The sequence below is a fragment of the Acidocella sp. MX-AZ03 genome, assembly GCF_027626035.1.
GTDB classification, from domain to species: domain Bacteria; phylum Pseudomonadota; class Alphaproteobacteria; order Acetobacterales; family Acetobacteraceae; genus Acidocella; species Acidocella facilis.
Genome location: NZ_CP110774.1, coordinates 1,764,355 through 1,784,832 on the forward strand (window position 1 = coordinate 1,764,355; position 20,478 = coordinate 1,784,832).

At 58.2% G+C, this 20,478-nt stretch carries 22 protein-coding genes and 3 pseudogenes; 13 read left to right on the plus strand and 12 right to left on the minus strand.

The window, feature by feature from the left end; translation table 11 throughout:
* Positions 1–73: 73 nt before the first annotated feature.
* A complete protein-coding gene (locus GT370_RS09875) occupies positions 74–1,180 on the minus strand; it encodes a putative bifunctional diguanylate cyclase/phosphodiesterase (protein WP_270184301.1) in 1,107 nt (368 codons plus the stop codon).
* Positions 1,181–1,577: 397 nt separating this feature from the next.
* Positions 1,578–2,269, minus strand: a pseudogene (locus GT370_RS09880) (transposase); the annotation flags it as partial.
* Between GT370_RS09880 and GT370_RS09885 the strand changes: the two are divergent.
* Complete coding sequence (locus GT370_RS09885; protein ID WP_144052582.1) at positions 2,208–2,735, plus strand: hypothetical protein; 528 nt, start codon at positions 2,208–2,210, stop codon at positions 2,733–2,735. The pseudogene GT370_RS09880 and the gene GT370_RS09885 sit on opposite strands and share 62 nt — an antisense overlap.
* A 201-nt stretch (positions 2,736–2,936) precedes the next feature.
* On the opposite strand, the gene GT370_RS09890 is transcribed toward GT370_RS09885, so the two are convergent.
* On the minus strand, positions 2,937–3,725 hold the full coding sequence (locus tag GT370_RS09890; protein WP_333490050.1) for an AraC family transcriptional regulator: 789 nt from the start codon (positions 3,723–3,725) through the stop codon (positions 2,937–2,939).
* 175 nt (positions 3,726–3,900) lie between these two features.
* Here GT370_RS09890 and GT370_RS09895 point away from each other — a divergent pair, with 175 nt between their 5' ends.
* The 5 genes from GT370_RS09895 to GT370_RS09915 all read left to right on the plus strand — a co-directional run bounded on the left by GT370_RS09895 (position 3,901) and on the right by GT370_RS09915 (position 6,954).
* Complete coding sequence (locus tag GT370_RS09895) at positions 3,901–4,089, plus strand: SDR family NAD(P)-dependent oxidoreductase (protein ID WP_270184302.1); 189 nt, start codon at positions 3,901–3,903, stop codon at positions 4,087–4,089.
* The gene (locus GT370_RS09900; protein WP_270184303.1) at positions 4,086–4,694 is read left to right on the plus strand and encodes an SDR family NAD(P)-dependent oxidoreductase; all 609 of its coding nucleotides are present in this window, start codon (positions 4,086–4,088) and stop codon (positions 4,692–4,694) included. The genes GT370_RS09895 and GT370_RS09900 overlap by 4 nt, the downstream gene beginning before the upstream one ends.
* A 458-nt stretch (positions 4,695–5,152) precedes the next feature.
* Positions 5,153–6,055: a LysR family transcriptional regulator gene (locus GT370_RS09905; protein ID WP_039884620.1), complete on the plus strand. Its 903-nt coding sequence runs from the start codon at positions 5,153–5,155 to the stop codon at positions 6,053–6,055.
* 98 nt (positions 6,056–6,153) lie between these two features.
* Positions 6,154–6,624 (plus strand): SDR family NAD(P)-dependent oxidoreductase, encoded by a 471-nt coding sequence (locus tag GT370_RS09910; protein ID WP_270184304.1) that lies wholly within the window; start codon positions 6,154–6,156, stop codon positions 6,622–6,624.
* 57 nt (positions 6,625–6,681) lie between these two features.
* Positions 6,682–6,954: a DoxX family protein gene (locus GT370_RS09915; RefSeq protein WP_270184305.1), complete on the plus strand. Its 273-nt coding sequence runs from the start codon at positions 6,682–6,684 to the stop codon at positions 6,952–6,954.
* A gap of 390 nt (positions 6,955–7,344) precedes the next feature.
* On the opposite strand, the gene GT370_RS09920 is transcribed toward GT370_RS09915, so the two are convergent.
* A complete protein-coding gene (locus tag GT370_RS09920; RefSeq protein WP_270184306.1) occupies positions 7,345–7,572 on the minus strand; it encodes a hypothetical protein in 228 nt (75 codons plus the stop codon).
* A gap of 11 nt (positions 7,573–7,583) precedes the next feature.
* Here GT370_RS09920 and GT370_RS09925 point away from each other — a divergent pair, with 11 nt between their 5' ends.
* The 6 genes from GT370_RS09925 to GT370_RS09950 all read left to right on the plus strand — a co-directional run bounded on the left by GT370_RS09925 (position 7,584) and on the right by GT370_RS09950 (position 12,917).
* On the plus strand, positions 7,584–8,030 hold the full coding sequence (locus GT370_RS09925) for a VOC family protein (RefSeq protein WP_270184307.1): 447 nt from the start codon (positions 7,584–7,586) through the stop codon (positions 8,028–8,030).
* 123 nt (positions 8,031–8,153) lie between these two features.
* Complete coding sequence (locus tag GT370_RS09930; RefSeq protein WP_008491916.1) at positions 8,154–9,452, plus strand: alginate export family protein; 1,299 nt, start codon at positions 8,154–8,156, stop codon at positions 9,450–9,452.
* A gap of 293 nt (positions 9,453–9,745) precedes the next feature.
* Positions 9,746–10,657, plus strand: a complete 912-nt coding sequence (locus GT370_RS09935; RefSeq protein WP_008491915.1) for a helix-turn-helix domain-containing protein — start codon at positions 9,746–9,748, stop codon at positions 10,655–10,657.
* A gap of 660 nt (positions 10,658–11,317) precedes the next feature.
* On the plus strand, positions 11,318–11,788 hold the full coding sequence (locus GT370_RS09940) for a thiamine pyrophosphate-binding protein (protein ID WP_270184308.1): 471 nt from the start codon (positions 11,318–11,320) through the stop codon (positions 11,786–11,788).
* On the plus strand, positions 11,785–12,492 hold the full coding sequence (locus GT370_RS09945) for a hypothetical protein (protein WP_270184309.1): 708 nt from the start codon (positions 11,785–11,787) through the stop codon (positions 12,490–12,492). The genes GT370_RS09940 and GT370_RS09945 overlap by 4 nt, the downstream gene beginning before the upstream one ends.
* A complete protein-coding gene (locus tag GT370_RS09950; protein WP_270184310.1) occupies positions 12,489–12,917 on the plus strand; it encodes a thiamine pyrophosphate-dependent enzyme in 429 nt (142 codons plus the stop codon). Before GT370_RS09945 ends, GT370_RS09950 begins: the two co-directional genes overlap by 4 nt.
* A 177-nt stretch (positions 12,918–13,094) precedes the next feature.
* Here the strand turns inward: GT370_RS09950 and GT370_RS09955 are convergent, their stop codons facing one another.
* From GT370_RS09955 to tnpA, 6 genes and pseudogenes are all read right to left on the minus strand, one after another.
* A complete protein-coding gene (locus tag GT370_RS09955) occupies positions 13,095–13,502 on the minus strand; it encodes an IS630 family transposase (protein ID WP_008491912.1) in 408 nt (135 codons plus the stop codon).
* Positions 13,503–14,052: 550 nt separating this feature from the next.
* Positions 14,053–14,930: pseudogene (locus GT370_RS09960) on the minus strand (IS5 family transposase).
* A gap of 70 nt (positions 14,931–15,000) precedes the next feature.
* Positions 15,001–15,363, minus strand: coding sequence for a hypothetical protein (locus tag GT370_RS09965; RefSeq protein WP_008491909.1), 363 nt, complete (start codon positions 15,361–15,363; stop codon positions 15,001–15,003).
* Positions 15,315–16,902: pseudogene (gene tnpC, locus GT370_RS09970) on the minus strand (IS66 family transposase). The gene GT370_RS09965 and the pseudogene tnpC overlap by 49 nt, the downstream one beginning before the upstream one ends.
* Before the next feature lie 57 nt (positions 16,903–16,959).
* Entirely contained in the window at positions 16,960–17,307 is a 348-nt protein-coding gene (tnpB, locus tag GT370_RS09975; RefSeq protein WP_008491906.1) for an IS66 family insertion sequence element accessory protein TnpB, read from the minus strand.
* On the minus strand, positions 17,304–17,813 hold the full coding sequence (gene tnpA, locus GT370_RS09980; RefSeq protein ID WP_039884618.1) for an IS66-like element accessory protein TnpA: 510 nt from the start codon (positions 17,811–17,813) through the stop codon (positions 17,304–17,306). The genes tnpB and tnpA overlap by 4 nt, the downstream gene beginning before the upstream one ends.
* Positions 17,814–18,099: 286 nt before the next feature.
* On the opposite strand from tnpA, the gene GT370_RS09985 reads away from it, so the two are divergent.
* On the plus strand, positions 18,100–19,179 hold the full coding sequence (locus tag GT370_RS09985) for an IS5 family transposase (protein ID WP_083878918.1): 1,080 nt from the start codon (positions 18,100–18,102) through the stop codon (positions 19,177–19,179).
* 326 nt (positions 19,180–19,505) lie between these two features.
* On the opposite strand, the gene GT370_RS09990 is transcribed toward GT370_RS09985, so the two are convergent.
* A complete protein-coding gene (locus tag GT370_RS09990) occupies positions 19,506–19,871 on the minus strand; it encodes an IS5/IS1182 family transposase (protein WP_008495839.1) in 366 nt (121 codons plus the stop codon).
* An 88-nt stretch (positions 19,872–19,959) separates the two neighbouring features.
* Positions 19,960–20,397 (minus strand): autoinducer binding domain-containing protein, encoded by a 438-nt coding sequence (locus GT370_RS09995; RefSeq protein WP_008495838.1) that lies wholly within the window; start codon positions 20,395–20,397, stop codon positions 19,960–19,962.
* Positions 20,398–20,478: the final 81 nt, after the last annotated feature.

The following is a 20,478-nucleotide window of genomic DNA, read 5'->3' on the forward strand; positions in this document are numbered from 1 at the left end:
TACCGGCTTCACAATAGCAAAGGTCACGGCGGCAAGGCACGGAATAAGCCGAGGCGGAAACCCCCTGAAAATATCACGAAAATGTCTTGCTTTTGGACGGCGCGAGCGACAGGAACGTGCCGAACGCATCGATGTCAAGCGGCGGACTGAAGAAATAACCTTGATAATTCAGGCAGCCGACCTCGCGTAGGCGATTGAGCTGCTCGCGCGTTTCAACCCCCTCTGCGATCACCTGCAGGTTCAGCTTGCCGGCAAGTTCGATGATGGCTTGGGTGACGACCATGTTCCGCGCGTTGGTGAGCATGTCCCGGACGAAGGATTTGTCGATCTTGATCTGGCCGAGTGGAAAGCGGTTGAGAACGCTCAAGGACGAATAGCCCGTGCCAAAATCATCCAGCGACCAGCTAATGCCGATCGCCTTCAATGCGATCATCTTGGCAACCGTTGCATCGACATTGTCGATGAACATGCTTTCCGTGAGTTCCAGCTTGAGTTTCGAAGGGGTGACGCCGCTGAGGCGGATAATTTCCGATACAGTCTGGACGAAATCGGGCTGGCGGAATTGCGAGGCGCTGACATTGACCGCCATGGTCAGATGCTGCGTGTGCTGCTGGGCTTCCCACTGCGCAAGCTGGGCACAAGCAGAACGCAGAACCCAGTTTCCGATGGGAACGATGAGGCCTGTTTCCTCGGCAAGCGGGATGAATTTTACCGGCGGCACATTGCCCATCTTGGCGTGCCGCCAACGGATGAGAACTTCGGCACCAACCACCCTTCCCGCCTCGTTGATCTGAGGCTGATAGTGAAGCTGGAAATCACCATTCGCGATGGCTTTGCGCATTTCGACGTCCATCGTGCGACGTACCGAAAGATCCGCGTTCATGATGACAACAATGAAAATCAGCTCACCCATCGCAATCAACGTATTGGTCCAGGCGCCGATCTCCGCGGCACTGGCGGGAATGACCAATTTCGGGTCGTGAAAGCTGATCGAGGTATTAGAAAAGACAACAAATCCAATCAGGCAGCATGCCGGCATGACATATTTCATGTAGACGCTGCCGTCGCGGAATACAAAATAGCCGCCGAGGGCAACCGCGAGAAAATGTAAATGTGTGGCGCGGTACACGCCAACCGGCACAGTGTCGAAGAGGCAGGCAACGGCGATGAAAAAGGGCAAAAGATGCCCGCGAGCGAAGCCGCCGCAGCCAATCGTCCCTGATAGGCAAACCAGACCAGTGTGATTCCGAAGACGACCAGGTCAGCATTCAGCGCCGCCAGGACCGGCCGGTCAAAATGAATGAAAGCCGCACTCCAGCCAAGGCCAACCAAGATGGTTATCAGGCCAGAGCCAAGTAAATTGGCCATCACTCGTCGTTTGTGAGCATTACCTTTCATAACGATTAATGCTTTTAACATTAAATTACGTGCACGTACAACATGCCAAAAACAGGCCTCCGGATCGGTCCTCCCGGAACATGCGCCGGTCACGATGGCGACGTCTCGACCAATGGCATCCCCTGACGCTCTTACATTCGTGCGTGACAAGGCGCCAGGGATGAGCACCGAGACAGGATCTGCGTATTGATTTCCGCTGCCCGTCCATGACAGACGTCGGCCGGCGAGACATTGCTCAGGCTCTCACGGTATCTGCGGTTATTGTAACGCTCGATGAAGGCGCCGATCTGGCGTTCGAGGTCGTCGGGCAGGTAATCGCTTTCGAGCAGGATGCGATTTTTCAAGGTCTGATGCCGGCATTCAATTTTGCCTTGAGTTTGTGGGTGGCTAGGTGCAGCTTGGATATGTTCGATATTTCGCCGTCACAGCCATTTGGCAAGGTCGCCTGCGATATCACACGGCCCGTTATCGGAGAGCAGGCGCGGCTTGTGCTGGACCTTGGCTGGAGCACAGCCCGAGGCTTCGAGAGCGAGGTTCAACATATCGGTAACATGCTCGGCCTGCATGGTGGTACACAGCTTCCAGGCAATAACGAAACGTGAATAATCGTCGAGGATGGTTGAGAGATACATCCACCCCGAGCCGATGAGTTTCAAATATGTAAGGTCTGTCTGCCAAACTTCGTTGGAGACAGCGGTTTTGACTTTGAATTCATAGCCGCGTTAACGATGACGAAGGCCGGCGAGGCAATCAGATCATGCGCCTTGAGCAGGCGATAGGCGGATGCCTCGGAGACAAAACAGCTGTTTTTGTCGGTAAACGTCACGACCAGTTCACGTGCCTTCGCGGGCGTTAACAGACTTCTGCTGATTTCGTCAAACCTCAACTGGGGCCGCATGCGGCATCACCAAGCCGTGATTGAAGCCGCAAAGTCGGCTGTCCAAATTAAAAAGACGATAGGTGCGGCCGCCGACGGTAAAATTTCATTGGCCGCGCGCGCAGATTATGCGGCGGCCGCAGCAGTGGCACTGACAATGAGCGAGGCGCCGGCCAGCTTTGAGTTGGCCGGTGATACCGCCTGGACCTTATCGGTTCTTGCCGCAGAAATATCGAGGCAAGTTGGCAAAACAATTGATTATGCGGACATGACCGAGATCGATTTCAAAACCGCTCTTATCGCAGCAGGCTTGCCGGATGATCTCGCTGACCTCCTGGCCGATGCAGATGCAAAAGCAGCCAATGGTGCGCTCTTCGATGAGAGCGGCGCGCTCAGCCGCCTGATCGGTCGGCCGACAACGCCTGTGGCGCAAACGGTCCACGAAGCGCTGAACGCCTAAGCTGCCGGTTTCGTAGGCAAATCGCGCGGGAGGTCGGCTTACATATCCCGCCGGCAAGCACCCGACCTCCCGAAACAACTTCAAACTAAACTAAAAAGACAAGCTTCTGCATGCACATCATCAGATCGCGATTTTGTGCGGCCGGCTCATCTGCAGGCCGAGTTGTTTCATGTGCCGCGGGTCGCGGAAACTCGCACAGGCCTATGACAAGGACGCCCTTTGCGCAGCCTCTCGCGCATAACGCGCAGGAGACACACCCTCGCGCTGCGAAAAAGCCACACTGAAGGAACTGGCTGACTGATAGCCCACCTGTGCCGCGACCGCCGCCACCCTGCCGCCATTTCGTAACAGAGTTTTTGCCAACGCCATCCGCCAGGTCAGCAAATATTCCATCGGCGCCAGCCCCACCTCGCGGCTAAAACGCTCGAAAAACGCCGAGCGGGACAAAGCGGCTTCCTTTGCTAGATCCGCTGCACTCCAAGCCCGTTCTGGCGCTTCGTGCATTCGCCTGATCGCGACTGCCAGCCTTTCATCCGCCAGGCCGCGCAGCAGCCCGGGTGACGCCCCAATTTCGGCGGCTGATCTCAAGGCTTCGATCAGCACCACCTCCAGCAGATGCGCCAACACGACCTGCTGCCCCGGCTTATTTGCACGATCCTCCTCCCCGACCAGCGCCACAAGCGTTGCCAGGTTTGATTGGCCCCGAACATGCATCAATTCCGGCAGGAGCGAGACCAGCAGCGCCGCATCCGGCGAAGAAAATTCACAATGCCCGATCAAATTCCGTACATTGACCGGCCCATCCAGATCTCCCAACCTGAACTCACCGGACGGCAAACGTACCGGCTCAGAGAAGGGCGTCTCTTCCGCCTCAGGATGCAGGCTCATCATGATGCAATCCACCGCGGCGGGAATCAGCACGAAATCATTCACGCCCAGTGTCAACGCCTCGCGCCCTTCCACTTGCAGCCGGCAACTCCCTTCCACCACGGCACCATAGAAAAGATGGCCATCCCCTCTTTACGCAGCCGCCACGGCCCTGCGCCGCTGGCCACTTTGGAAAACTTCATCCGGGGCCGGAGCAACGCGACGATTTCAGCGAGAGGATCAGTCATCTGGACTCATTCAAATGAAATACGGACTTCTTATTATATACCGTCCTGGCATGCCGATCTATCTTCTTTCGGTACTCACCGCAGGACACATCATGAAATCCATCCTCATCACCGGTTGCTCTTCGGGCTTTGGCCTGGAGACCGCGAAATATTTTCTCGAACGTGGCTGGCGGGTCATCGCCACCATGCGCACCCCGGATGACAACGTTATTCCCCTACCTCCAACCTGCAACTGTTGAAGCTCGATGTGGCAGACCAGAGCAGCATCGCGCAGGCCATCGCCGATGCTGGCGATATCGACGTGCTCGTGAACAATGCAGGTATCGGTTGGCTGAACGCACTCGAAGGCACGCCGATCGATATCATCCGACGTATCTTCGAGACCAACACCTTCGGCACCATGGCGATGATTCAAGCTGTTTTGCCGCAATTCCGGGCGCGCAAGTCCGGCACCATCATCAACGTCACCTCGACCGTGACTTTACGCCCGCTGCCGCTGCTCTCGGTCTATACGGCCAGCAAGGCGGCAGTGAACGCTTTTACCGAGTCCTTTGCGCTGGAGCTTGAGCCTTTCAACATCAAGGTGAAACTCGTTCTCCCTGGCCTTGCTCCAGAGACCCGCTTCGGCGAGAATGCCCGCGCCCTCAGCCCAGGTGCGCTGGAGTTTCCAGAACCCTACGCCCCGCTGGGCCAGGCCGTCATTGCGGGCCTGATGGGCGCGCATGAGGAATTTACCCGACCTTTGGACGTCGCGGAGGCGATCTGGCGAGCCGCCACGGATGATGCCGTCCCAACGCGCCTTCCGGCCGGGGCTGACGCCGTCACATGGTCAAAACAAGTCTAATGTTCTGAGCAAATCTGACGAGCCACAATAGCGCCGTCTCGCCGTACCGCCGGCCTTAGACAGGAACCAGTGTCATCGCGGGTCAAATCGCTAGACAACCACACGCTCCTTGAGATTGGCTAGTCTCCGGCATAAGGCCGTCTGACGACTGCGGAATTGCATGCGCCTCGGTCGGAAAACATGTGTTTTCCGACCGAGGCTTCAAATGATGTACAAACATAGTACGTTCAAATTTCTCTAAATTCGACGAGTTCAGCTTCAATATCTTTGGAGAGCACCACCGGGAGGTATTTATATTACAATTTGCGGTATCAGATCTTTCAGCGCAACGGAGACATTCACGCATTTTTCTTTCGTATCTCGGGAATCCCTTGCTTTTCTCATCGAATTATAAATGTTTTAGCTAAAGACAAATGAACGCCTATTGACTGATGAAACTTCGTTTAAGACCTTAGCGTATGACCAATGGAAATTACGCGGACCTCAGGGCGCTACGCTGCATCATTGATAATGGCAGCTTTGTTGGAGCGGCACGGGAATTGCGGGTGTCCCGCTCCGCCCTCAGCGAAACAATCCGCCGCCTCGAGCAAAAGCTCGGCACACAGTTACTTAACAGAACCACGCGCAGTGTCAGCTCAACCCCGGCTGGCGCCCGGCTTTCCTCCAGATTCAGCGAGGCCTCGGCGGAGATCGAAGCGGCAATCGCTGAGGCCAGGGCTGCGAGCGGCGAAGCGGCTGGGCACGTTCGTGTGCATGCGCAACGGCTGGGTTATGACTTGTTTCTACGCCCGTTTCTGGCCGGCTTTGCTAAGCGCTTTCCAAAAATCACTTTGGATATCCAAATTGACGATGCTGCAATTGATATTGCCTCAAGTGGATTCGATGCTGCGATACGGCTGGGAGAATTGGTCGAACGGGATGTCATCGCCTTTCCTCTGCACTCTGAACTGCGGCAAATAGCCGTTGCAGCGCCTGGCTATCTTGCAAAGCATGGGGTTCCGCAACATCCAAGGGATCTTCGCGAGCATCTCTGCATTTGTTTCCGTTGGCCAGGACACGCCACATTGTATAGCTGGGAGTTCTATGAGCGTGGAAGCTGGTTTTCCGTGCCTGTATCCGGCCCGTTGGTAATCAACGATCAGCGGGCAACGATCGACGCCGTAGCCGCCGGGGCGGGCATTGCTTTCTGGGTTGAGAGCGAAATTCAACCCTATCTGAATGATGGTCGCCTCGTGGCGCTGCTGACCGATTACGCCGCCGGCTTCCCTGGATTTATGCTTTATTATCTGCCCCAGCGCCATCGCTCCGCGGCGGCCACCGCCTTCATCGCCGCTGTACGGGAGAGCGTAAAGCCTCGCTGATTATACCCTCTTTTCCGTACAACCCATTCGGAAGGTTCAGTATTAACCTGATGATGCAGGCACTTTAAATAGCCCTTTGCAAATCAAAGGAGCTTTTGATGGAACAGACCTTCAACATTTCTGAATTTACCGGCAAGGTTGCGATCGTTACCGGCGCCGCCAGTGGCATTGGCCGGGCCACGGTGGAACTGCTGCACGCTCGTGGCGCCCGCGTCATCGCCGAGGATCGTGACGAGAAGGTTAACGAACTTGCCCGGGACGGGATCGTGCCGCTTATTGCCGACGTGACGGAAGAAACAGCTGCGCAACAGGCCGTTGAACTAGCCATCGGCCAGTTCGGAAAGCTGGATATCCTTATCAATAATGCCGGCATTATCATCAACAAGCTGGTTATGGAGATGACGCTAGAGGACTGGGACCGGATATTTGCGGTCAATATCCGAGCTGCCTGGGGCGAAAGACCCGCCAGCCAGCTCTCCCGCACCAGCATGAGCCTCTGCGGCTGCGCCAACTCCTGCGGCGTGCACGGCCATAATCACGCCCCGCGTGGGGAGCCAGCCTGCCGGTAGGGGATCTCAAATCCTTCTGGGGCGCACTGGGTTGCGCCTGCTGGGCTGTGTAACCCCATGCCCGCCTCGCTCACGCCGCGGTTCATCCAATCCATCCTCGCCGCCCCGCTGCTCTGGCCCGTCGCACGGCTGGCGCTGGTCTCAGCCTATCTGCTTGGCGGCGTGACCAAGCTGCTGAATTTCCCGGGCGCGGTGCAGGAGCAGGCGCATTTTGGTCTGCATCCGGCCTGGCTCTGGGCCGTCATGGCCATCATCGTTGAGCTGGGCGGCTCGGCGCTCGTGCTGGCCTACCGGACGGTCTGGCTGGGGCGGGCGGGCTTGGCTGCCTGACCTTCGTCGCCATGCTAACCGCCGACCGTTTCTGGGCCCTGCAAGGGGCCGCGCAAATCATGGCCCTCAACACGTTCTTCGAACATCTCGGGCTCATCGCGGGCCTCGTGCTGGTCACAATGGCACCGTACCTCTCCCGCGCCAGCCTCCGGGCTTGAAGCCCGGCCCAAAACTCAAGGAACCTTAGAATGCGTCAGTTTCACGCCTTGTCCCTGGCCGCCGCCCTGGCGTTGGCCCTGCCGGCGGGGTCTGCCTTTGCTCAGGCAACGGACCTCTCCGTCGGCCCGCAATATGACACCACCCATGTCTACGTGCCGCCGCAGGATTTCGACCGATTCGTCGCCAGCGTCGTCGCCACGTTCGGGGTCACACCTCGCACCAGGGCGTGTTTCAGGTCACGCCTACGCCGAGCCGGACCATCTCCCAGCTCGTGTTGACGCCGGTCGGCACAATCTCGGTTTTCGGCTTCAAAACCCCATTCCCTACCCGTTCGGCGATGAACGCACAGGCTATCTGGTGACGGATATGGATGCAGCCGTGGAATCCGCCCGCCAGAATGGGGCTGCCGTCACCGTCTCCATTTTCCCCGACCCCATCGGCCGGGATGCTGTCATTCAATGGCCGGGCGGGTGAATATGCAACTCTACTGGCATGTGAGGGCCCCGCATTACGGCGCGCTACAAACCGTGCCGGAAAACCGCGTCGATGTCTCGCCCGACAAGGCGGACGAATTCGTACACAGCTTCACCGCCTTCTCCCACGGCAAAATCGTCTCGGACAATCTCAACGCTCCAGGCGAAGAGATCGGCGAGCCTGGAGGGCATTTCCGGTTGGTGCGCATCGAATCCGGCTTCGGCCGCATCGCCGTTTATGTGACGGACGGGCATCTGCCCTACCCGTATGGGCGGGAAATGACCGGTTATGAGGTAAAAGACCTGCACGCCACACTTGCCAAGGCGCAGGCGGCAGGGGTGAAGCTGCTGGTGCCGCCCGTCACCGCCGGCGGCCGGGAGAGCGCAATGCTGCGGTTCCCCGGCGGCTATATCGCCGAAATCCATCAGCTTCTCGGCCAGTAACGGTCTCTCATGGCGCGTCAAGATCTTTTAACGAGTGGCCTGCTGGTGCTGGCGGCCTGCTGCGGCGGAACGGCTCACGCTCAAACACAGGCCCAGCCGGCCACGCCCGCTCGGCCTGCGATCATGTTTAACCGCTGGCAGGAGGATTGGTCGGCTCTGGCGGATAAGCGCATCCCTCCCGCCCCGCTCGACGGGCTGAAATATATCCCGCTCGCGCCACAAGACCCTAATACCTACCTCTCCTTCGGTCTGAATATCCGCGAGCGGTTCGAGAGCAACAACGCCGTGAATTTCGGCGTGAAGAATTACCCGGCACAAAATTACCTACTGAGCCGCACAGAGTTGCATGGCGATCTGCACATAGCCCGCCAGCTACAGGTGTTCGTACAGCTGCAAAGCGATTTCGCGCCCGGCAAAACGCGCCTGACGCCGGTGGATAAGAACCAGCTCGATGTCGAGCAAGCCTTCGCCGCCCTGACCGAGCCCGTGGCCGGCGGGCTCTTGCGCCTGCGCCTGGGCCGCCAGCAATTTGCGTTCGATCTGCAGCGCTTCATCTCCGTGCGCGACGGGCCCAATATCCGGCAATCCTACGATGCGGCCTGGGCGGATTACGAAACCGGCCCCTGGCGCCTCATCAGCTTCTACAGCCGCCCCGTGCAAGACCGGGATCAGGAGGTGTTCGACGATTACAGCTCAACCCGCCTCACCCTCTACGGCTTCCGTGTGGAGCGCCAACTTAGCGCCACCAACAGCCTGGCCGCCTATTACACCCATTACACCCAAGCAGGAGCCCATTATCTCTCCGTCTCCGGCAATGAGCGGCGGGAAAATTTCGACGTCCATATGTCCGGCAGCTCCGGCCCGGTCGATTGGGATGCCGAAACCATGATCCAAATCGGCCAGGTCGGACCTGACAGCGTCTTTGCCTGGGCCGTTGGCGCGGTCATTGGCTATAGTTTTCAGCAGGCGCCCTTAAAGCCCCGGCTCGGCCTGCAGATCGACGCCGCTTCCGGCAATTCCAATCCGCACAGCCACACTCTGCGCACCTTCAACCCCATGTTCCCCAACGGCGCCTACCTCACCCTGGCGGGCTATTCGGGCTATGTGAATTTCGTGCAGATCAAGCCCTCCATCACCCTGCACCCCACCCGCACGCTCAAGCTGATGCTGGCCATCGCACCGCAATGGCGGCAGACCACGGCGGATGCCGTCTATACCCAGCCCAACATCGCCGTGGCCGGCACGGCCGGGCAACCTGGCGCGTATACTGGTACATACGGCCAAATACGGCTGGACTGGGCCATCTCCCACTCAACCGCCTTCGCCATTGAAGCCGTACATTTTCAGGTTAGCAACGTCATCCGCCGCGCCGGCGGGCATAATGGCGATTATGTCGGGGTGCAGATCTCCTACGGCCTCTGAGCGGCGGGCTGGCTCTGCCGGCACGCCCGCATCTATTTAGTACACTGATTTAATTTGGCGTTTGCTACCCTCCGCGCCGAATATAGCTTCAAATAATTTTTGAGGTACAGTTGTTTAGCCGCTCCCTCCCGCCAATAGGAATATGTCTCAGAGATAAAACTTTACAAGCCAGATCTCTCCCGGCAGAGAAAGGGCATGGCGTATTCCCGCTTGCCTTTGCAACTGATTTCTGCCCGCACCGTCCTCACCCTGTCCGCACATCTTCCGTGGCGGCGCAAAGCGGTATGGCGTGAATGAAACAGGACCAAGCCGCCCCTCTCCCTGCCCTGGTCCCGATGAAGCGTGACAGCCTGGGCTGTAATCTAAGAAAGCTGATCTGCGATCAGAGCCTCGATAGCCAATATGTGCGCTTTTACCACAAGGTCAGCACCAGCATCCGCCTCGGCCAGATAGAAACGCCGCCTGCGGACCGGGGTTATCTCATCGGCGCCTCGATGACATCTGGCCATGAGCGGAAAATTTTCCAAAAGGGCCAATCAAATCTTCACCATTTTAATAAAGACGCGATCTATATCCGCGACTTTGAAGATTGTTACAAAGCCGATATCACGGGAGATTTTGATTTCGTTCTTATGGAACTCCCCAGCGCCGCTTTTCAGCAGTTGCGGGCCGACTTTGATCTGAAAACCACGGGTCGCCTGAATGATGTGCAGGCCAGCAGCGACCCGGTAATCGGCAATTTGCTGCGTGCGATGCTGCCGATGTTCGAACGTCCTGCGGAATACAGCCCCCTGGTACTGGACCAGCTCTGCCTTACCATCGCCGCGCATCTCTTCCAGCGCTATACTTTGGAACCGCAATCTTCCGGCGTGCGCGCGAGCTTCTTGTCCAAACGCCAGGAATCCTTGGCGAAGGAAATGCTCCGCAACAATCTGAACGGCAACCTCTCAGTTGCCGAGATCGCCAAGGCTTGCGGCGTCTCCGCCGGTCATTTCAACCGATCCTTTCGCGCCTCCACCGGGCATTCCCCGTATCAATGGCTGACCTGGAGACGCCTCGAAAAAGCCCGCGCGCTCCTACATGAAACCGCACTCTCCTTAGCGGAAATTTCAGTTGATTGCGGCTTCACCGACCAAAGCCATTTCACTCGCGTATTTTCTAGAGCCTTCGGCATGCCGCCTGGCCGCTGGCGGCGCGATGCATGAGCCTGAATCAATTGAAAGCTCTCTGTTGTCCAATCTATTTATGAGATATTGAATCGTTTGAACCACCTATATAATTATAATTATTTCTAGAACAGCTAGAAATTTTCTTTGGTTATTTCATTAATGTTGGCTAACATTAAATTTTTTTGTTTTGAAAATTAATAAATTAAGCGCCATCTTTGTCAAAGATGGGCGGGATAGTCACGTGGCTGCGGCCGCGCGGTCTGATTGCAATATCACAACAAAAATAAACAGGTCTCAGACGGTTTGGCGAATTGCATTGACCAGAGGCAGGAGTATTTATATCTTGCTAGATTTTTTGTGTCAGAGCGCTTGAGATAGCTCGATCATGCGGCATATTCGGGATTGATAATATTTTGCTGAATGGTTTAGGATGCCGTCAATCTCGAACCAACATGTTAAGTGTCCTTTCACCAAGTTCTATCCTTTTCTTCCAAGAGTTATCGTTTGATATGTCGATAGGATAATACGACACTGATGGTCGTGATCGGGTATGCATGGACAATGAGGATATACCGGCAAAGCCTGGCCCAATCGGGAAACTAGCCTTGAATGATGCGAGTAGGTTAGTAGGATAGTGGAATTCGGCTAGTCAGACTTGAGACTGGGTAAAGTGAACGCATCATCGGGAGACACAACATGCAGGCAAGCGCGGCTTCTTATATGGCGGCAACCCTGGCAGCGGCGGGGGTGCGGCGGGTTTATGGCGTGGTGGGGGATTCCCTGAACGGCTTTACCGATTCGCTGCGCGAACAGGGGCGCATCGAATGGAAACATATGCGCCATGAGGAAGGGGCGGCCTTCGCCGCCGGAGCAGAGGCGCAGCTCACCGGCCAGCTGGCGGTGTGCGCGGGCAGTTGCGGGCCGGGCAATCTGCATCTCATCAACGGGCTGTTTGACGCGCACCGTTCGCAGGCGCCGGTGCTGGCCATTGCCGCGCATATTCCCAGCACCGAGATCGGGATCGATTATTTCCAGGCCACGCACCCGGAAATTCTGTTCAAGGAATGCAGCCATTATTGCGAGCTGGTCTCCAACCCCCGTCAGCTGCCGCAGATTCTGGAACGCGCCATCCGCACTGCCTTTACCCGCAAGGGGTGGCGGTGGTGATCATCCCCGGCGACGTGGCGCTGGAGGAGCTGAAGGCCCAGGTGCCTTCATTCCTGCTGCCGGAGCCGCCGGTGGTTCGCCCGTCCGACACGGCTTTGGACGAAACCGCCGCGCTGCTGAACGGCGCCAGCCGCACCGCCATTCTCTGCGGCGCGGGGTGTGAGGGCGCCCATGACGAGGTGATCGCCCTGGCCGCGAAGCTGCAGGCGCCGATTGTGCACGCGCTGCGCGGCAAAGAGCATGTGGAGTACGATAATCCCTACGACGTTGGCATGACCGGCTTCATCGGCTTCGCCTCCGGCTATAAGGCGCTGAAAAGCTGCGACACGCTGGTGATGCTGGGCACGGGCTTTCCCTACCGGCAATTCTACCCGGAAGCGGCGAAGGTGGTGCAGATCGACATCCGGCCGGAGGCGCTGGGTAATCGCTGCTCCCTTACCAAGGGGTTGGTGGGCGATGTGAAGGAGACGCTGAAGGCCCTTCTGCCGCGCCTGGCGCAGCAGAAGGATGAGCGTTTTCTGCGTGTGGCGGTGGCTGACTACCATGCCGCCCGGGCGGAGCTGGACGAACTTGCCAGCATCACCCCGCCGGCAAGCATGTACATCCCCAGCAGCTCAACCGGCTGGTCAGCGAGCTGGCGGCGCCCGATGCTATTTTCACCTGCGATGTCGGCACCCCCACCGTCTGGGCGGCGCGCTATTTGAAGCTGGGCGGCGGGCGGCGGCTGCTGGGTTCCTTCAACCACGGCTCCATGGCCAATGCGCTGCTCCAGGCCATCGGCGCGCAGGCGGCGTTTCCCGGGCGGCAGGTGGTTTCTCTCTCGGGCGATGGCGGGTTTGCGATGATGTTGGGGGATTTTATTACCCTCTCGCAGTTGAAGCTGCCGGTGAAGGTGATCGTGCTGAATAACGGCACGCTCGGCTTCGTGGAGCTGGAGATGAAGGCCAATGGCTTTCTGGACACCGGCACGGACCTGCAGAACCCGGATTTCGCCGCCATGGCCCGGGCGATGGGGTTAAGGGCGTGCGGGTGGAAACACCGCATGATCTGGAGGCCGGGGTGCGGGAGGTGCTGGCCCATCCCGGCCCGGCGCTGCTGGATGTGGTCTCCGCCCGGCAAGAGCTGGTGATGCCGCCTAAAACCACCGCGAAGGATGTGAAGGGCTTCGGCCTGTTCCTGCTGAAGGCCGTGATGGACGGGCGTGCCAGCCAAGTGGTGGATCTGACCAAAGTCAATCTGTTCCGTTAAAACGTCAGAAGATTTGAAGCTATCTCAGAAGGCTATAGTCGGCTAGAGTCTCTTTCATCTAATTTGACGCGTACCCTGAGTTTCTGAGGTAGTTTGCGCATTCCTGGGGTTTGAACTCGTTGAGCAACCTGCCGATGCGTTTCCAGGTTGCTTCAACGGTGCGTTCGGCGGCCTTACGGAGCAGGGTTTTGAGTTTGGCGAAGACCTGCTCGATGGGATTGAGGTCTGGGCTGTAGGGCGGCAGGAACAGGAGCTTGGCGCCTGCCTCACGAATAGCCTTGCCTACGGCAGGGCTTTTATGGCTGCCGAGATTGTCCATGATGACGATGTCGCCTGGCGACAATGTCGGCACCAGCATCTGCTTGATGTACGCGGCAAAGCTTTTGCCGTTGATGGGGCCGTCCAGGACGAATGGCGCATCGATCCGGTCTGACCGCAGAGCCGCCAGAAAGGTGAGGTTTTCCAATGGCCATGCGGAACTTGGGCTCGCAGTGCTTTGCCACGCGGCGACCAGCCACGTGTCCGGGTCATATTTGTCTTGGCCCAGGTCTCATCCAGAAAAACCAGCCGCTCAGGTGCAAGCCTGCCCTGATACGTCTTCCAAAACCGGTGCTTGCGGGCCACGTCGGGGCGATCCTGCTCGGCGGCGAACAGCGTTTTTTTTGAAGCTGAGCCTGGCGTCACGCACCAGGCGCCAGACCGAGACCTCGCTGGTGACAATGCCGCGGGCACCAAGCTCAATCGCCAAGGCCCGCATCGTCAAATCCTTCTCCTCCTCAAGTCGGCTAAGAATCCAAGCCTGATGCGGCGCCAGAGCGCGAGCCTGCTGACGGCCTTGCGGTTTGGCCGCCGCACTGCCCGTCTGCCGCAGCCGTTGCGACCACTTCACAGCGCTCGCAACGCTCACAGAAAACAACGCCGCTACCTCTCGGCAGTAAGCGCTGTGTCAGCCTGTGAATTTCGACTGGGCTTATGAAGCATGGCGCCTGAGAACCTGACTCTGAATGGTAGTGCGCCTAACCTTTTCGTGTGATTTTTCTTGTGAGCAGGCGAATATGGGCGAGCAGGAGCCATGCGGTAGCACTGGCGATTGTAGCTTCGAAATCTTTGGCGAGGCGGCGGCACCGGCCGAGCCAGGCGAAAGTTCTCTCGACACCCTCCAGCAGCCTTCCACCGGCTTACGCCGGCGGAACCTTTGCTGCTTCCGCCCAACGGCGGGGCAGGAGTTCAAATCCTTCTGCTGTGTCGGAGCGTTTTACGATTTGGATGGTCCATTTCCCGATCTTTTCGAGGCGTCCTTGCAGTTTAGGTCCGGCATAGCCGCCATCGGCGAAAACATGCCTCAGCAAAGGATATTTCTTGCGAATGGATTTGAGCACGCCGGGCGCACCATCGCGATCTTGAACATTGGCGGGTGGATAACAAGCCCGACGAGGTTCCCGAGCGTATCGGTGACGATATGCCGTTTGCGCCCCTTGATCTTCTTACCCGCATCGAACCCCCGCGGCCCGCCCGCCTCGGTCGTTTTCACTGATTGGCTGTCGATCACGCCCGCGGTTGGCGATGCCGTGCGTCCGGCCAGCTCCCGCGCCTGCGCGACCAGCGCCTGGTTGATGCGTACCAGAGTGCCATCACGGCTGAAACGGTAAAAATATGCTTGCACCGTCGTGAAGGGCGCGAATTCCCTGGGCAGTTGCCGCCATTGGCAGCCAGTGGATAGAATGTAGAGAATCGCTTCAACAATCACGCGCAGCGAGACAGAGCGCGGCCGCCCCAACCGCGCCGGTGCTGGCATGAACGGCACGATCAAAGCCCATTCGGCATCAGTGAGATTGCTTGCATAGCGCAAGCCGGCCCGGCAGTATCGCCGTCGAGCGGTTTCAGTCCAAGTCATCGTGATTCCGTCAGTTGTTGCAAACCAACAGAATCACAACTAACTGAAATCGCTCAACTATCATTTTCGTTCAGATTCTGAGGTGCTTTACGCGGTGTTTTTGGTAGGCTGTGATTTCCCGGGCGAGCGGCAACCTCGGGTCGAAGCGCAGGTGGGTAATGGAGACGTGGACGGCCTTCTCGTTAGCCGGGATTTCCAGGCGGCACATAATGCCGCCTTCATCTCCGGCATAATTGGCGGCGGTGATGGTGGCCGTTGCGCTGGCGTCGGCGGTGATGTTTTGCGTTTTCAGCATTGCGGCGAGTTCCGGCGTAACGCGGGCGGGCAAGGGCAGTGTGCCTTGCAGTCGCGCCAGCAGACGCTGCATCTGGATCGGGTTGTCGATCACGCCGCTGCCGGTAATTCGGCCATGCCGGTGGGGCGCCAGTTCCATGGCAACAGAGCCTCGATCTCGGTGATCTTCGTCCGGCCTGCAACGATGCGCTCCAGCACGTCGGTCAGATAGGCGAACGGATTGAGGCCATTCAGCTTGGCCGAGGCGATCAGGCTCGCGCAAATGGCCCAGTGCTCAGCCCCGGAATCATTGCCCGCGAACAAGGCGTTCTTGCGCCCGAGGGTAATCGGACGGATTTCGCGCTCGACCGTATTGGTGTCGAGTTCCAGCCTGCCATCGTCGAGGAACCGGATCAGCCCTTCCCAGTGGCGCAAGGCGTAGCGGATGGCTTCGGCAAGTTTCGTTGCTTTCGAGATGCGCGGCAGTTGCTGGTCCAGCCAGTCGTGCAGCGCCTCGACAAGCGGCCGTGAACGCGCCTGCCGCACGGCCTGGCGATGCGTGGCCGGCTGGTTGCGGATTTCAGCCTCGATCTCATACAGTGCCGCGATCCGCGCCAGAGCTTCCGCCGCAATCGGCGATTTGGTCGAGGCATGCACTTCAAAAAAACCGCGCCGCGCATGGACCCAGCAAAAGGCCAGTTTGACCGAAGCATCGGCACGCGCCTTCACCACCTGCCCGAACCCGGCATAACCATCAACCTGCACAATGCCGCGGAAGTTGGCGAGATGCGCGGTGGGTCGCATTCCTTTGCGGTCCTCGGCATAGACATAGGCCGCCGCCGGCGGCGCCGGGCCGCACCATGGCCGGTCATCGACGGCGTAGCACCAGAACCGGCCCGTCTTGGTCCGCCCCGACCGGGGTCGAGCACCGGCAAACCGGTGTCATCGGCAAAAATCTTCTCCGCCGCCATGATGTGGCCCACCAGACGATCATAAACCGGGCGCAACCACCAACAGGCCCGGCCGATCCAATCGCCAAGGGTCGAGCGATCGAGCGTGATGCCCTGGCGTTCAAAAATCTGCGCCTGGCGGTAGAGCGGCAGGTGGTCGGCAAATTTACTGACCAGAACATGGGAGATCAGCGCCTCGGTCGCCATGCCGCCATCGATGGGGCGTGGCGGTGCCGGGCCTGAACAATCGGCGTATCGCACGCCTGGCAGATATAGCGCGGCCGGCAGATGACCTTCACCCGCAATTGCGCCGGCAGAATATCCAGCATCTCGGCGCGGCTTTCGCCAACGCGCTGCAACTCACCCCGGCAGCAGGGACAGCTCGTGTCCGCAAGATCGATCACCACCTCGTAGCGCGGCAGCTCAGCCGGCAGTTGGCCGAGATTGCGCTGACGGCGCACAGGCTTGGTGCTGGACTTCTGCCCGGTTTGCATCTCAGCTTCAGCCCGGGCTTCGCCCGCCGCGGCACCAGCCCCCATGGTCTGCTCAAGATCCTCCATGACCAGCTGCATCTGCGCAGCATCCAGCTGCTCGGAACGCTTGCCGAACCGGTGCCGCTGCAAGCCCTTGATCATGATGTGAAGCTTGTCGATCTCGGCGCGCAATCCGGCATTCTCAAGCGCGGCATTGGTGACCAATTCGCGCAATGTGCCAGCATCGTCGGGCAGATTTTCAAGGTCGATGGCCACGGCTGAGTCTGGCAAAAACCCTGGTGTCGTGTCAATCAATCTTGTGGAGGTGGCTGTTTAACCGGCCAGCTCCGGGCGCAGACTGCGCACCGGTGCGCGCCACTCGCAACCCTCAAGCAATGTCGCCAGCTGACCCGGCGAGAGGGCAACCAAAGCCGCACCTGTCTGTGGCCAGGCAAACCCGCCGCGCTCCAGCCGCTTGCTCAAAAGGCATAGCCCGACACCGTCATGCCACAGCAGTTTCACCAGCCCGGCGCGCCGGCCGCGGAACGCAAACACCGCACCTCCAAAAGGGTCCTCGGCAAAGCCGCGCTGCACCAGCATCGCCAACCCGTCCATGCCCTTTCTCATGTCGGTCGGCCCGCAGGCAAGGTAGACGCGAACCCCAGAACCCGGCGCGATCATGCGCTCTTCAACGCCGCCAACACGCGCCCCAATGCCGCCTGATCAACATCCGAACCCACCCGCACGACCATGCCGTTTGGCAGCGCAATCTCAATCAGTTCGCAGTCCTTCGCCGCGCCGCGCGGCTTTTGCCGGCGCGATGACGTGGCAGCCTGGTCGGGCATCGCCGGAAGCTCGCCCGGGGCTGCCAACGCTTGTGACGGCGCAACCACCGCCTGAGCAAAATTCAGAGCCGGCGGCAGAGGATCGCCAAGCCTGCCTTCCCGGAATTGCTGACGCCATACACTCAATTGCCCGCTACCGATGTCGTGCTGCCGGCAGATCGCTGAAGGCAAAACTCCAGGCGTCAAGCTAGCCAAAACAATCTCACGCTTCTCGTCAGGCCGCCAGCTCCGCCGCGCACCACGCGTGATAACCTCAACCCGCTGCGGCGGAGCACTCGTATGAGCGCTCGTACGAGCACTTCTTAAAATCTCGGCATCATCCTTGACGCCAAAATCCGCCATCCCAATAAAAATTCACAGGGGGCCAGGGACACAGCGCTTACTCTCGGCAGGAACGGCCAGACAAAACAGCCGCCGCTACCCGCTCCCTCAAATCATTCGAATAATGCCGACCCATCTCATGCTGACCTCCAATCCAGCATCAAGCCTGAATCAGATTTTCGCCCGCGCCGGAATCCCAAAACGATTCAGATCGTCAGAAAGAGACTCTAGCAGTTTGCTGAAAAACTCCTGGCGGCCGGGATTATGATGTGATTCACTTTGGCTGGCAGGTTTTGTGAGGCGTGGGGTGCGGGGTTCTTTTCGAGATCAGGGCGGGATGTTTTCGTATGTTTCACCAGAAACACGGGTTCCGGCGACCCATCCGTTGCGAGCGATCCGTGCTTTGGTGCGGGATGTTCTGCATGAGATGAGCCGCAGCTTTGCCTGGCTGTATTCCAGGGAAGGCCGGCCCTCGGTGCCGCCTGAACAATTGCTGAGCGCGCTGCTGATCCAGGTGCTGTACGGGATTCGCTCGGAACGGCAGTTGATGGAGCAACTGGATTATAATCTCCTGTACCGCTGGTTTGTGGGCTTATCCCCGGATGATCCGGTCTGGAACCCGACCACGTTTAGCAAGAACCGCGAGCGCCTGCAGAACGGCGATATATTCCAGAAATTCATGAGCCGGCTGCTGAACCACCCGCGGGTGACGCCGCTACTATCGGATGAGCATTTCTCGGTGGACGGCACGCTGATCGAGGCGTGGGCGTCGCAGAAGAGCTTCCGGCCGAAGGATGGCAGCGACGATGATGGTTCGGATTTCCACGGTCAGAAGCGTAAGAACGATACCCATGCCAGCACCACCGACCCGGAAAGCCGGCTGTACCGCAAGGCCGCTGGGCGGGAGGCAAAGCTTTCGTATATGGGGCACGCGCTGATGGACAACCGGCACGGCTTGGCGGTGGGTGGCCGAGTGACCCAGGCCACAGGCACGGCTGAGCGTGAAGCCTCGGAAGCGATGTTGAAAGCCAAAGCCAAGTCGGCCGCCGGGCGGATCACCGTAGGCGAAGACAAGGCTTACGATACCGCCGATCATGTCGCCAATCTGCGCGACGCCGGCGTGACACCGCATGTCACACAAAACAACGGTGAGACCAAAACCGGCAGGCACCGCCGCAGCGCGATTGACGGACGCACCACGCGCCATCCCGGTTATGCGATGTCGCAGACCCGCCGGGCGATGATCGAGTGCATATTCGGCTGGGGCAAGCAGCACGGCACGATGCGCAAGACCAAGCTGCGCGGCGTTGCGCGGGTCGCCGGCACCTTCATGCTCAACCTGATCGCCTATAATCTGGTACGCATTCCAAAAATGGTGGCAATATAAGGGACGAGTCTGTCCGCTGGACGAAAAAAGTCCAGAAACCGGCAAGAAACTTCAATCACTTGAACCAAAATCCAGGCCCCAAAGCTAAATCAGAAAAAATAAAACCAAGTTTCGGGGTTTTTCAGCAAACTGCTAGTGTTGAAATCTATTACAAGGTTTGGATCAGTGGTCGGATTCAAGTTGGAATGCATGGCCGGCTTCGTCGGAATCAGCAACGTAAAGGAGGACAAAACTAAGATCGCGTCTACTCCTCGATGATCTGAGAAGTATCAGCGATCAAAGCGATTTGAGCTGGAAGAGCTAAAGTCCCCAGGACGAATCGACATTCAGTGCATCCAGATCATGGATGAGGCGAGTTGGGCGGTTGCCATGAAGTACGCGGCTCTTCGGTCGTAACGGGTTGCCACCCGGCGGAGGTGTTTGAGCTTATTGAAGAACCTTTCGATACGATTTCTGAGCTTATAGGCTTGGATATCGTGTGGGATTTTGAGTTTCCGGTTTCGCTTAGATAGGATGATAGCCTCGATATTGGCGTCGTCGATCATTTCACTGAGTTCACTGCTGTAATATGCCTTGTCTGCAACAACACCACCAGCGGTTTGCCCCTCCAGCAAGTCGGCAGCGGTTGTGATATCATGCCAATTCGAGGCACGCGATCTCACGCCGGGATAGCGATGGCTTTGGCTTTGCATCTCGATAGCCGGAAATCTCTACAATCCGATCATGCATATAATGCGTGATCATCTGGAATTCTCTTTTATACGAAACTCGCCGCTCCTCTCACTCGGGCACCGACATGTTCGCGGTAATCGTGAACAATGTCCGCTCGCCCCCAGCCCCGCGCACGGGCCAGGTCATGCCCTGCCAGCCGACTGCAAACCGGTCAGCTTCCGCGAAAAAATCCCGGGCAACATCATTATCGCGGTCAAGATGCGCCCAATCCAGCGGCAGGAAGCCTTTGGTTCCAGAAACAACCACCGGATCAATTTTGAAGTAATCGTTGTTTTTATAGCGCTCGATCCATTCAGACTCATAAGTCAGAACCAAGATCGGGTTGAAAATTTGAGCGCCTGGAAGATAAACCGCGTGATACGCGATATTGGCGAGATGATACGCTCTGCATATACCAGCGGCCACATCTTGCATTTGCGCGAGACTATTCGCCGCTCCAATCTGCGTTACGATCTCTTCGTAGCGATCATCGTCACCGGCAATCATAATAAACCTCCCGGTCAAGCGGAAACGACGCGAAATTGCATTACCGCGCTACAAATGGTCGCGTAAATTGAAACATCTGTA